Annotated in this window: 12 protein-coding genes and 1 tRNA gene; 7 read left to right on the forward strand and 6 right to left on the reverse strand. The window is 64.3% G+C overall.

The genetic code is table 11. The annotated features are described in order from the left end of the window. On the forward strand, positions 1 to 330 hold a 330-nt coding region (locus ACP7EY_RS22700; RefSeq protein WP_426197547.1), incomplete at its 5' end, for a hypothetical protein. Between the two features lie 305 nt (positions 331 to 635). On the opposite strand, the gene ACP7EY_RS22705 is transcribed toward ACP7EY_RS22700, so the two are convergent. The 5 genes from ACP7EY_RS22705 to ACP7EY_RS22725 form a co-directional block, all read right to left on the reverse strand. Beyond that, on the reverse strand, positions 636 to 836 hold the full coding sequence (locus ACP7EY_RS22705) for a hypothetical protein (RefSeq protein WP_426197548.1): 201 nt from the start codon (positions 834 to 836) through the stop codon (positions 636 to 638). 240 nt (positions 837 to 1,076) lie between these two features. Then, positions 1,077 to 1,247 carry a hypothetical protein gene (locus ACP7EY_RS22710; RefSeq protein ID WP_426197549.1) on the reverse strand — a complete coding sequence of 57 codons (171 nt, stop codon included), beginning with the start codon at positions 1,245 to 1,247 and terminating at the stop codon, positions 1,077 to 1,079. 319 nt (positions 1,248 to 1,566) lie between these two features. Beyond that, entirely contained in the window at positions 1,567 to 3,504 is a 1,938-nt protein-coding gene (locus ACP7EY_RS22715) for a secretion protein (protein ID WP_426197550.1), read from the reverse strand. A gap of 363 nt (positions 3,505 to 3,867) precedes the next feature. Continuing rightward, positions 3,868 to 4,275, reverse strand: coding sequence for a BLUF domain-containing protein (locus ACP7EY_RS22720; RefSeq protein WP_426197551.1), 408 nt, complete (start codon positions 4,273 to 4,275; stop codon positions 3,868 to 3,870). Between the two features lie 495 nt (positions 4,276 to 4,770). Then, entirely contained in the window at positions 4,771 to 5,532 is a 762-nt protein-coding gene (locus ACP7EY_RS22725; RefSeq protein ID WP_426197552.1) for an ice-binding family protein, read from the reverse strand. A 425-nt stretch (positions 5,533 to 5,957) separates the two neighbouring features. Between ACP7EY_RS22725 and ACP7EY_RS22730 the strand changes: the two genes are divergently transcribed. The 3 genes from ACP7EY_RS22730 to ACP7EY_RS22740 are packed head-to-tail and all read left to right on the forward strand — an operon-like array spanning position 5,958 to position 9,174. Further along, positions 5,958 to 7,223, forward strand: a complete 1,266-nt coding sequence (locus tag ACP7EY_RS22730; RefSeq protein WP_426197553.1) for an alpha/beta fold hydrolase — start codon at positions 5,958 to 5,960, stop codon at positions 7,221 to 7,223. Beyond that, positions 7,220 to 7,636: a BlaI/MecI/CopY family transcriptional regulator gene (locus tag ACP7EY_RS22735; RefSeq protein WP_426197554.1), complete on the forward strand. Its 417-nt coding sequence runs from the start codon at positions 7,220 to 7,222 to the stop codon at positions 7,634 to 7,636. Before ACP7EY_RS22730 ends, ACP7EY_RS22735 begins: the two co-directional genes overlap by 4 nt. Next, on the forward strand, positions 7,636 to 9,174 hold the full coding sequence (locus ACP7EY_RS22740; protein WP_426197555.1) for a HEAT repeat domain-containing protein: 1,539 nt from the start codon (positions 7,636 to 7,638) through the stop codon (positions 9,172 to 9,174). The genes ACP7EY_RS22735 and ACP7EY_RS22740 overlap by 1 nt, the downstream gene beginning before the upstream one ends. Before the next feature lie 402 nt (positions 9,175 to 9,576). On the opposite strand, the gene ACP7EY_RS22745 is transcribed toward ACP7EY_RS22740, so the two are convergent. Further along, a tRNA-Phe gene (locus ACP7EY_RS22745) sits at positions 9,577 to 9,652 on the reverse strand. Between the two features lie 118 nt (positions 9,653 to 9,770). Between ACP7EY_RS22745 and ACP7EY_RS22750 the strand changes: the two genes are divergently transcribed. The 3 genes from ACP7EY_RS22750 to ACP7EY_RS22760 all read left to right on the forward strand — a co-directional run bounded on the left by ACP7EY_RS22750 (position 9,771) and on the right by ACP7EY_RS22760 (position 12,370). Continuing rightward, positions 9,771 to 10,994, forward strand: coding sequence for an FAD-dependent monooxygenase (locus ACP7EY_RS22750; RefSeq protein WP_426197556.1), 1,224 nt, complete (start codon positions 9,771 to 9,773; stop codon positions 10,992 to 10,994). A 30-nt stretch (positions 10,995 to 11,024) separates the two neighbouring features. Then, positions 11,025 to 11,777 (forward strand): DsbC family protein, encoded by a 753-nt coding sequence (locus tag ACP7EY_RS22755; RefSeq protein ID WP_426197557.1) that lies wholly within the window; start codon positions 11,025 to 11,027, stop codon positions 11,775 to 11,777. Between the two features lie 134 nt (positions 11,778 to 11,911). Beyond that, the gene (locus tag ACP7EY_RS22760; RefSeq protein ID WP_426197558.1) at positions 11,912 to 12,370 is read left to right on the forward strand and encodes a (2Fe-2S)-binding protein; all 459 of its coding nucleotides are present in this window, start codon (positions 11,912 to 11,914) and stop codon (positions 12,368 to 12,370) included. The last annotated feature ends 7 nt before the right edge of the window (positions 12,371 to 12,377 follow it).

The raw sequence follows: 12,377 nt of genomic DNA on the forward strand, positions 1-12,377 counted from the left end.
GGCACGGTGTCGCTGGCCGCCAGCGGCAACAGCCTTGGCGCCATGACCATCAACGCGGGCACCGGCGCCCCCGCCAGTGCCGACAGCGCCAGCGAAATCCGCCAGCAAAATGCCGTGGCTAGCACCCTGTCGGTGCAGGACACGGCTGCAACGCCGGCCATGGCGCTGGCAGTTGCGCCCGCAGCGGCCCCCTCGCTGAGCCTTGTACCTTCTGGCAATTCCGCAGTGGTGATGCTGGCTGGATTGAATGTGACGCTGGTGGCCGACGGTGTCAGGTTGCCGCAAGGCGTGCAGGCAGAGGACAGCAGCGAGGAGAGAAAGCAGAAATAAGCGCAGCCCGTTCGAGCAGGCATGGCAATGGCGAGGCCAATCCCCCGGCCCCGGCAATGACCTGCCTGAATCGCCCAAGCGTCTGGCCGCTCCGGCCAAGGTGCAATCCCCGGCGCGCTGGCGCGGTCGTAGCCCCGATTGCTGAGAGTGCCGGGGGCGGAGGACGCGCTCAAGCAGGCGCCAGGCCGTCGGCCGAAAATCGCTGGTATGCAAACTGACGGCGGCGCCGGCGCCGCCAATCGTACCGAACGGATTGTTCGCGTAGTCGCTGTTTATGTCTGGCTTTTTTGCATGGCGATGGTCGGCTATGAGGCGGCCGGGCCGCCATTGGCGTGGTACCAGTCGTACACCTGGCGGCAGTTCATCGCTTTCCAGTAGCGCGATTGCAGCGCCGCCAGGCTGAAGTCGGCACTGGCCTGGTCGTAGCGGTTGATGCCGTCTTCCAGGCAGGTGTTGAGCAGATCCTTGTTATTGGCCTTTGGATGCTGCTTTTTATAGTAGGCCATGTCGTATTCGAGGCTGGCGCGCTGGTCTTCGCCATCGCCGTGGTCGGCCCATTACTGCAGCAGGTCGGTATTGCCCCAGGCGGTGCCGCGGGTGTCATAGTAATAGTCCCAGTCGAACACGGAGCGGTCGAATTTGTCGTTGGCATCGCTGTGGTGCTTCTTGCCGCCGAAGGCGTGGGAGATCGAGTTGCTGGCGTCATTGAACGCCCAGCGCGGCCAGTTGCACCCCGGCTGTAAAGCTCAGGCTGGGGACGTTGAAATAAAGTCCCTCACCACTTTCTGCAGATCGGCCGGCATGTGGGCAATGTCGAGCACGTAGTCGGCGGTGGGGAGGGAGATGATCGGGTCTTTGACGGACGTCTCGCCCAGCACTTTTTGCACGTTCGGCTTGAGCAGGGGCGGCAGTGCCATGGTTTTTTTGACCACCAGCAGGAAGGTTTGCTGCGCCGTGCCGCCGGTGAAAAAATCAGCTGCAGCGGGCCGGATTTGGTGGCATAGCAGCCGCTCAGTCCGCTACCGCAGCTGGTTTGCTTGAGCGTGCCGACCAGCTTGCCCACCTCGTCCCGCATGCCAGCGATCGGCAATCCGCCAAGTAATTTCTTCAGGCTGGGGGTAATTTGCGGCACATTGTCCGCCCGCGCAACAGGCAGTAGCGTGACGATGCTTGAGGTAAGCTGATTTTTTCGGACACTCTTTCAGGCGCGCAGCTGGTGCGTCGCAAAGGCAAACGTCAGTAATACAAGAATTCCAGCGCCTGGCGCAGGCGCTCTCCGGTGCTGTCCATGCGGTCCCAGCGCTCGATGACGACATCGCCCTGGCGGAATTCGCGGAACATCACATTGCTGCTCAGGTGGCTGAGCACGGCGGCGGCGTTGGACGGGGTGTCGCCCTTGAAACCAAATTTTTCGCGCAGTGCCTTGACCGCGGGGTCGAGGCCGGCTGCCTGATCGACCCCGCCACGGGCCGTGTAGGCCGGGGCGCGCGGGGTGATCAGCATCAGCACCGAGCGCTGCAGGTCATTGGTTTTCTTGTTCGAAAACAGGTACTGCACCCCGGGCACGTCCTGCAACACGGGCACGCCGTCGCGCGTTTGCGTCGACGATTTTTCGGTCAGTCCCGACAGCACCAGGGTATCGCCCAGGGCCATGACGACGTTGGCGTTGGCGGTGATTTCGCCGGACTCGATCTGGTAGGCCACGCGCGGGTTGTCGACCGAGGCGGTGAGCGAGGTGCGCTGCGCCTCGACCTTCAACTGCACGCGGTCGTTGGCCAGGAACAGCGGCGTCACCGCCAGCTTGATGCCGAAGCGTTTTTCCAGCGGCACGATGGTGGTGCCGCCCTGGGTGCTGGCCGACACCACGCCGGCACTCAGGTTGGTGCCGGAAAAGAATTCAGAAGGCATACCCTCGATCGCCGCCAGGGTCGGCCGCGCCAGCACTTCGTTGATGGCGTTGCTGGCGTTGGCGATATTGAGGGAATACGACAGCGCCGGCACCGTCACCGCGCGGGTGATGGTGGTGGTGGTGCTGCCGGGCGCGTTGGTGGTGGCGATCGAGGAGACGGCGCGCGAAAATGCCGCAAGGTTGCCGGCGACCGAGCCCAGTTGCAGCGTCAGCGCGCTGAGCAGATTGACCCCTTTCGAGGTGCTGACCTGGTCTTGCATCGACACCAGCACGACGTCCACCAGCACCATGCGGGGGCCGGCGTCGCCGTCCTTGACGGGGGCCGGCGCGGCCACTGCGGCGGCGGTGGCGGCGGGCTCGGCAGCAGCGTTCGCAGCGGCCGCAGCGGCTGTTGCTGGGGCTGCTGGCGCTGCTGGCGGTGGCGTGTTCGCGACAGGGCGGGGCGCCGGTATTTTCGGCACCGTGAATGCCTGCGCCGGCATGACGGCGACCTTGGCGGTGGTACTGCTCAGATTGGCGTGCTGGATGACGGCGCCACCCGTCAGTGGCGCCTGCTTGTCGTAGAACGACTTCCACTGGGCCACGCGGCGGTCGAGCCGGTCGGCTTCTTGCGGCGCGGCCGTCAGCCTGCCGCGCAGGCTCTGGGCCTTGGCGAACTGCCCGCACGAGGCGTACACGGCAACGGTCGAGCGCAGCATGCCGGGGCTCAGGGACGCGCCGTCGCCGAGCTGATCGGCCATCAGGCAGGCGGTGACGGCGTCGCCGGTCAGATACGATGCCGTCATCAGGCCGTTGATTGACACCGTGCTATCCGGGGTCATCATCAGGACCTCGGAAAACTGCAGCTTGGCGTCGGCGAAGCGACCGTGATCGAGCAAGGCCAGTCCCAGGAACTCCTGGGCGATCCAGTTTGCCGGATCGATGCGCAGCGCCTGCTGGTAGCCCTCGATGGCCATCTCGTTCTTCTGCGAATCGCCCTGTTTGGCTTGCAGGTGATAAATGAAGGCGTTCAGAAAATGCAGCTGCGTGTTGCCCGGCGCCAGTTGCAGCGCTTCGTTGATGGCGCGGCTCGCTTGCGGCAACTCCATGCGCTGGATAAATGAGACGGCAGTACTGGCCTTTGCCAGCACCTCGGTCTCCGGCTTGCCTGACGGCAGCAGCACGAACTTGCTGACCATCGCAGTGAACGCGGTGTCGGCAGGCGCCGCCCATGCCGGCGGCAACAGGCACAGCATGGCAGCCAGCGCCACGACGGAACGTTTCAAACGGGGGGCGGAGGCGCGCCTGGCAATGGTCATGGTGTATGAAAGTGGCTGCAAAGCAACTAGTATAGGAAATTGCAGCCCTCGCGTCCTGAGTGAATCTGAGAATCTGGCCGAAGTGTTGCTTTCTGGTAAAACTGGGGGCGATCGTTCGAACGATGGGGGGCTGGTGGGGGCTGGGTGCCGACGTCGGCGCAGCAGGCGTCGCCCACTGTTTCGATCATCTGCCTGCGGATGGCCGCACGGTCTTGCCGCATCGTTCCATTTCGATATTTTTCAATCCACGCAGGCTATTTTTCGGATAAAAACCTGCCCGCACAAGCGCGCGGCCCCGCCCAGTGGGCCGATAAAGGGGGGAAGGCTATCCTATTTATCTGCATTGAGCCTCTGCGCAAACTCGCGCATTGTGTTGGTGAACGTCTTTGCATCGACCACCTCCAGACGACGGTCGAGGAATTGAGAGACATGCTGAAATTGCAATGGGTTTGCTGCGATGCCCCCCATCGACCACTGCTCGAATATTCGAGTGTGCGCTGGCGAAACATGGAGAATCCTGGCATCGTCGTGTCTGCGATCGTCCAGTATCTTGACATATTGTCGCAATATTTTCTGCTCGGGCCCTTCCAATACCTGCATGAACTGGCCTCCACCGTGAATCAAAACGCCGGTGATACCGTTGGCTGGATTATTTCGCCGCGCCGACATCAAAATTTCCTGCACCTGTTCGTCCGACACTGAAGGAGAGGCTTTGCTAATATAGAGAAGTCGAATCATCTAGCTGCCTTCGTTGTTTGCATGGTTTCTGGCTGTCTGGAAGGACTGCAGCCGAGAAGTGCCGGCAAACGACTGAACAAACCAGCCGCCATTTTGACGACTGCAAATGCGTCTGTCGCTTCTAAATGCACCGACTTGGTCAACGTCGGGCGAATACCTGAAGTAAACTGCACATAAGTTGCAAAAGAGGAAACGATGACTTCGTCGCTTGGGCCTCGTGTCCGAAGATGACGCAGGGTGATGTGATCACCACCGGCCTCGCTCAGACGCCGCCAACACGAAACGGATTGCGAAAAGCCGGATAAGCCTGGCCTTGGTGGCCAGAGATGGACCGGAAACGAGGACGATGCCCTCTGCAGACAAAAACGCCAATCGCGATGGATTGGCGTGGTGCAAAACATGTTCTTGGTGGCCCGGGGCGGCATCGAACCACCGACACAAGGATTTTCAATCCTGCGCCCCGTCCATTTCCGGCCTTGCGCCACGCCCGCCGTATTACGGGGCGGGCTGGGTGATGCGGTTCTTCTCGAGGGTCACGGCGGTCTGGGCCAGCAGGCGTCCATTGACCGATGCACCGGTCTTCACGGCGACCAGGGTCTTGGCCAGCAGCACGCCTTCAAAGTGGGCGGTGGTGCCGATCGACACAGCGCCTGCCGATTGCCAGAAGACGTTTTTGGCCAGGGCGCCGCCAGTGAGGGTGACGCGGCTTGCGTTGGCTTGGTGGATGCCGCCGGAAACCTGGAAAATCCAGACATCGTTCGGACCGCCCGCCAATCTGACATCGCTCGAAATCTTGACATCGGTCCCCCATTTGTACAGGCCCGGCACCAGCGTCCTGCCACCGATTTCGCCGGAACCGAGTTCGGTGAAATCAGGGCGGCTGCGGCCGGCCGCATCGGTGTAGGCCGCTTCCATATCACCCACCGCCGACGTGAGCAAGGTGGCGGCCGTCACGCTGCATGGCAGCGGACCGGCGGCGTCGACCGTGTAGAGAATGCCGGAGGCGATCTCGCCGCAGGTCAGGCCGATTGCCGCGCCCGTAATCGGGCTGGCGCCGACGTCGCCGGTGATCACGGAGGCATACACGTCGGTGATCCCCGTCTTGCTCAGCAACGCAAACGTCCCCGCCGAGCCCAGTTTGACCGGTGACTGCACGGGCGACGACGTTCCCGCACTCGCGACAAGCGGCGCCGCCAGCAGGGCGCTTACGATCGTTGCCAATACGAGGGCGTGCGGCTTGTTCTGGAATCGGTTCATGGTGCTTCCTTTGTAATAGTTGCGGATCCAGCGCCTGGTTTTTCAGGGCAGCGTGGAGGCGCCGGCGCGGTGGCCGTAAGCTGTGCAACTTGTTATACCGTTCCACACGGAAATTCCTGCGTGCGGTGGCGCGCATAGTTACAAGAGTTACACTTGAAATCGCACGAGCTGACATCAGTCCTGACCGCGACCCGCCGGCGCTCAGCCCGCGGTACTCGTCGCGTTCGCCCATCTTGATTTCGACGCCCACGAGATCACGGCGCTGGGCACGGCGATGTCCAATGGTCGCTCATGTTTGTCGAATTGCCTGAGCTGCCCGCAGTGGCGCAAAAGACGGTGTGCTTGCGTTGATGCTACAGGTGTGGCATGCTACTTGTGTAGCAGGTGCACCACGCTTGCCCTTCAATTGACCAAAGGAAACAGATATGGATGCCTTGCTGGCGCGGCGCATTGGCGCATGGGTAATTGCTTGGGCGGCCCTGGGCGCATGTGCCGCGGTCGCGGCGGCCAACACCGACCGGATGGTCAAGGTCGGCGCCGGACAGTTGCATGTAGTGCAAGGTGGCAGTGGTCCCTTCACCGTGGTGTTCGAAGCGGGCTTTGCCAGCGATCTGTCGGTATGGCGCAAGGTGCTGCCAGAGATGGCCAGCCAGGCGCGCGTGCTGGCCTATTCGCGTGCGGGCACGGGGCAGTCGCCGGCGCGCAGCACGCCGCTTGGGCTCGAGCAAAGCGGCGCGGAGTTTGAGCAGATGCTCGTTGCTGCGGGAGCCAAGCCGCCGTATATCCTGGTGGGCCACTCCTACGGCGCCTTCCTGATTCGCCAGTTCGCCGCCCGCCACCCGGAGCAGGTGGCCGGCATGGTGTTTGTCGACCCGGCCGATGAAGGTCTGGAAGTGGCACTCAAGCGCGTCGACCCGGCGCGCGTCCTGCAAGACCAGCGCATGCTGGCGGCCAGCATGCCGCCCAGGTGGCAGGGCGATTTGACCCTGGTGCAACACATCCTCGATGCCGGCCAGTTGCCCGCCATGCCGGCCCTACCCGATGTGCCGACGGTGCTGCTGACATCGGTACGCACGCGCGCGCAGTCCGATTTCTTTCAGGAGACGCCAGTGGCAGTGCGCATCAAGCGCGAACGGCATCAGGCTTTTTTTAGCCAGTTTTCGAGCGGCGCCCATGTGGTCACCCCGAACAGCGGCCACCACATCCAGCTGATGGAACCGCAACTGGTCCGCGCGGCGCTGTCCCAGGTCCTGGCCAGCGCCACCGAATTGGCGGCAGTGCGGGCCAGGCAGGCAGCCCGGCAGGCCTTGGCCGAGGTGCTCGCGCTGGAAGCGCCCAGGTTCTCCGGCAGCGAGCACGCGGCAGCCCAGGCCCGGGTGCTTGCCGCCGTGGGCGCCGGCAAGTTCAGCGAAGCGGAACTGAACGCAATCGGCTTTGAGGTACTGAGCAAGGCAAAGCAAGTGGCAGTTGCGACGTTGCTGTTCAAATACAATGCCGACACCTTTGCCCGATCGGACAACGCCGCCGACAGCTATGGCGAAGCGTTGCTGGCGGCGCAGTTACCGAAGGAGGCACGCCTGCAGTTTCAGCGCGCACTCGATCTGGGCAAGGCCAACGGTGCCAGCGAGCGCGCGCTGGAAGGCTATCGCAACAATCTCGCCAAGGCGCAAACACAGGACAAACAACCATGAGCAAGCTCGATGACAGTAGCGGCGTGCGGGCGCTCGACGCACTCGACAGCTTGCCGCTGCGCGAACGCCAGGTCCTTGAACTGGTCTATGGCCTGCACGAGGCGACCGCCACGCAGATTCAGCAGGGACTGGACGTTGAGCTGAGCAATTCGGCGATCCGCGCCATGCTGACGCGGCTGGAAGAGAAGGGGGTATTGCGGCACCGGATCGATGGCCAGCGCTATCTGTATCAGGCCGTGGTGCCCAAGCGGGAGGTCCGCGTGTCCGTGCTGAAGCGGCTGGTGGGGACGTTCTTCGACAATTCTCCCGTCAGCGCCGCCAGCGCCTTGCTGGGGATGTCGGGCAAGCTCTCCAGCGATGAACTCGATCAACTCGAAGCGATGATCGCCAAGGCGCGCGAGGAAGGGCGCTAGTGCAAGGGAGCGACCTGCTGGCGCTGCTGCTGCGCCATACCCTGGCGGTATTGCTGCTGCTGTTGGTGCTGCGCGCCTTGCGCAGCGGATCGGCAGCGGGTCGCGTGTTCGCCGCGCGCTGCGGCCTGGCCGCGCTGGTGTTGATGCCGCTGGCCTGGGTTCTGGTACCGGCGGTGCCGCTGCGCCTGCCGTATGCATGGTCGGCGCTGCTGGCGCCACCGGCCGCCTTGCCGCCGCTGCAATGGCTTGCCGGGGCGCCGCCGGCGTCGGCTGGCTTCGAGGCGCCGTTTCGCGCCGCCGCGCTGGGATGGGGGCTGCTGTGCATCTATGGGCTGGTGGTGTTGCTGCACGCCGTGCGCATGGGATGGGCATTGTGGCAGCTGCGCCGCATCAGCGCCCGCGCGCAGGTCGTCTTGGCGCCGCCCTGGTGCGCGGCCCTGCAAGGGCTGCGGGGGCAATACGGGATGCGCCGGCCGGTGCGGCTGCTGGTGTCGGACCAGATCGCGTCGCCCCTGAGCTGGGGCGTGCGGCAGCCGGTCATCGTGCTTGACCGCAATAGCCTTGCGGCCGCCGCGCCGACCGCCGTGCTGTCGCATGAACTGGCCCATGTGCGCGCCCATGACTGGCCGCTGATGCTGCTGGCGCGCGCGATGCTGGCCTGGTATTGGTGGCACCCGCTGATGCACCTGCTGGTGCGCGCCATGGAGCATGATGTGGAATGCGCCGCCGACGATGCCGCGCTGCGCGCTGGGGTCCAGCCATCGCAGTATGCGCACACGCTGCTGCAGGTATCGCGTCACGCCTTCGCTGCGCCGCATGCGCGCTCGCTGGGGCAGCGCATTGCCGGTCGCGGGGACGCGTTGACGGCGCGTATCGCCGCCTTGCTTGAAGCGCGGCGCGCACGCGCACCGGTGACGGACCGCGCCTGGGCGGCCGGCGCGGTGCTGACCTGCCTCCTGATCGCCGCCTTGAGCGGGCTGGCGCTCAAAGGCGAGCACGTGGTCTGGCCCGATCAGTTATGGCAGGCGCCCGAAGCGCGCCGCGGGCAGGACGTGAGCGCGCTGCTCGACCGCCTGGACAATCCGAATTTTACGCAACTGGCAGTGGCCATGCGGGCCGAGGACTTCGCGCTGCGCCATGCGCTCGAGGTGGAATCGTTCCGGCAGCGTGCGGCGATTCCCCCGCTGATACTGGCGCTGCAGGACCGACGCCCTGTGGTGCGCAGGCTGGGCGCATGGGCATTGGGCGAAATGCGCTTCCCCGAGACGTCGCCTGCGCTGGCCGTTCTGCTCTCCGATCCGGTGCCCGCGGTGCGGGCCGAGGCGGTCGGCGCGCTGGGCGACATGGGCGAAGTGCGCTGGCTGCCGGTGCTCCATGCGATGTTGCGCGACCCAGAACCGGCGGTGCGCTCGCGCGTGGCGCATGCGCTGGGCGACCTGGCCGAACAGGCGAGCCTGCCGGCGCTGGAAGCGGCGCGCCACGATGCCGACAGTGACGTGGCAGGGCAGGTGGCGTGGGCCTTACGGGAGTTGCGCTGAACATTGGGGATGCGGTATTGCATGTGGACAGACATGAGTGACCAGGTGGACGCGCTCGCATGGCGTCGGCGAAGGCGCACAGATCACGCGCATGACACCTGCGAGGCATGCGGTTCCCAGGAATAAAATGGACATTGCCTTTCCGTCTCAGGCGGCTGAGGAAGGAAATGCTGTCGTGGTGGGGATGGCGCTGCGAGCCGGTGTGTGATTCGCCTCTTGCGCAGCAGGACAATTTTTGAGTTTTGTAAAGAAGCAAGCGGGTGGGGAATGAGCCCTTGGACGATTGGGGGCGAGATGTCGCCGACCGTCGCGGTTTGTTTCGGGTAGCGGGCATGGACCGCACTGTGGGGCTACTGAAACGACAAACAAAAAAGCCACCCGAAGGTGGCTTTTAAATGTTCTTGGTGGCCCGGGGCGGAATCGAACCACCGACACAAGGATTTTCAATCCTCTGCTCTACCGACTGAGCTACCAGGCCAAGAGGCATGATTATAGACAGGGCAAACCCACTTTGCAAGTCCGGATGACAACTTGATTGAAAAATACCGTACTGCGGCAGGTAAAACCGTGGTCTTTCAAGCCGCTATAATGGTTTGATGAACAGCCAAACTCTCAGCGCCGTACGGCGCGACACCGATATTTGCATCGTTGGCAACGGCGCCATCGCCAAAACCACCGCCCTTGGACTGGCCCAGGCCGGCCACCGCGTGACCCTGCTGGCGCCGCCGCTGGCCGCGCCAGCGCCGGTTGCCGCCGTCGGCGCCGAGCAGCCCTGGGATGTGCGCGTCTACGCCCTCAATCACAGCGCCCACACCCTGCTGTCGTCGCTCAAAGTGTGGGGGGCGCTCGATAGCGCGCGCGTCGCGCCGGTCGAGTCGATGGTGATCAATGGCGACGGCCAGCAGCCCGGCGACCTGGCCTTCGACGCCTTCGGCGCCCACGTCGGCGCGCTCGCGTGGATCGTCGAGGACCGCAACATCAATCAGGCGCTCGATGCGGCGCTGCGCTTCGCGCCCCATATCGAGATCGTGCACGGCCGCGCGCGCGCACTGGCGGCCGACGCCAACGGCGCCAGCGTCACCCTCGACGACGGCACCGTCATTGCCTGCCAGCTCATCGTCGGCGCCGACGGCGGCCAGTCGTGGGTGCGCGGGCAATGCGACATCGGCCTCGATTACCGCCCCTACCACCAGCGCGCGGTCGTCACCAATTTCAGCTGCGAGCTGCCGCACCACGGCGTCGCCTGTCAATGGTTCACCGGCGAGGAGGGCATCGTCGCCCTGCTGCCGCTGCCGGGCAACCGGGTCTCGCTGGTGTGGTCGGCGCCCGACCTGCTGGCCACCACCCTGATGGCCGAGACGCTCAGCGAAATGGCGGTGCGGCTGGCGGTGCTGTGCGAAGGCCGGCTGGGCGCCTTGCGCCCGCTGGTGCCGGAGCTGGTCAAGGATGTGCCGCTGGCGCTGATTCGCCCCCACTCGCTGGTGGCGCCCCGGGTGGCGCTGGTGGGCGATGCCGCCCACGTGGTCCATCCGCTGGCCGGACACGGCATGAATCTCGGCTTCGGCGACGTCGCCCAGCTGATCGCCACCCTGGCCGGGCGCGAGGCGCACCGGGGCATCGGTGATGCCGCCGTGCTGGCACGCTACGCCCGTGCGCGCCGCGAAGATGTGCTGTTGATGCAGGTCGCCACCGATGGCCTGGTGCGCCTGTTCGGCGCCGATCTCGAGCCGCTGCGCATGGCGCGCAATTTGGGGCTAAACTTGCTCAATAAGTTGCCGACACTCAAGCGCAAGCTGATCTCGCACGCGATGGGCAAATGACTATTTTTTTGAAATGAATCTGGAGAAGTAATGCGTATATTGAATTCGTCGCGCCGCCTGGCCGCGCGCGCCGCCGTCGCCGTTGCGGCCTCGCTGCTGGCAGTGGGCTGCAACGCCGCCGCCGACCCGGCAGTCGAAGCGAACATTAAAAAGATCGTCGAACCCCGCCTGGGGCCGGGCGTGAAAATCGATTCGGTCAAGGAAACGCCGTACGCGGGCCTGTATGAAGTGCGCGCCGCCGGCGACATCTTGTATACCGATAAAAAGGGCGAGTACCTGATCATCGGCCACGTCTACAACGCCAAAACGGCGGAAGACCTGACCAAGCTGCGCGTTGACGAAATCAACAAGGTCAAGTTCTCCGACCTGCCGTTCGAGATGGCCCTGAAAACCGTCAAGGGCGACGGCAAGCGCGTCATCGCCGTGTTCGAAGATCCCAACTGCGGCTACTGCAAGCGCTTCCGCCAGACCACCCTGAAAGAACTCGACAACGTCACCGTGTACACCTTCATGTACAACATCCTGTCGGACGACTCGACCGTCAAGTCGAAGAACATCTGGTGCGCGGCCGACCGCAACAAGGCCTGGGACGAGTGGATGATCAACGGCAAGGCGGCCGCCGCTGCGCCGGCCAGTTGCGCCACGCCCAACGAAAAAGTGCTGGCGCTGGGCCAGAAACTGCGCATCTCGGGCACGCCGGCGATTTTCTTCGCTGACGGCAGCCGTATGCCCGGTGCGGTCGACACCAAGACGCTCGAATCGAAGTTCGCCACCATCAAGTAAGTGTTTGTGCGTGGCCGCCCGGGCGGGCGGCCACGCACCTGGCAGTTGCAGCACGATCGCGGACCGCGCAACAGCGTGGCCGCCAGTTCTACCCCCATAAAAACTCACGCAGTGCCACTACGAAGGGAACTCCCATGGTCCAATTGAACATCAACGGCCGCGATATGCAGGTTGAAGCCGATCCATCCACGCCCATCCTGTGGGCCCTGCGCGATAACCTGAACATGACCGGCACCAAGTTCGGTTGCGGCGCGGCCCTGTGCGGCGCCTGCACCGTGCACCTGGACGGCGCCCCCATCCGCTCGTGCATCACGCCGATTTCGGCCGCCAGCGGCAAGAAAATCACCACCATCGAGGCGATGGAGTCCGACAAGGTCGGCAAGGCGGTGCAGGATGCCTGGGTCAAGCTCGACGTGCCGCAATGCGGTTACTGCCAGAGCGGCCAGGTGATGAGCGCGACGGCGCTGCTGCGCACCAACCGCAGCCCCACCGACGCCGACATCGACAGCGCCATGAGCGGCAATATCTGCCGCTGCGGCACCTATCAACGCATCCGCGCCGCCATCAAGGACGCGGCCAAAACCCTGGCCTGAGGCAGAG

This window comes from Massilia sp. DWR3-1-1 (assembly GCF_049898325.1).
In the GTDB taxonomy this organism is placed as follows: domain Bacteria; phylum Pseudomonadota; class Gammaproteobacteria; order Burkholderiales; family Burkholderiaceae_D; genus JAFCUW01.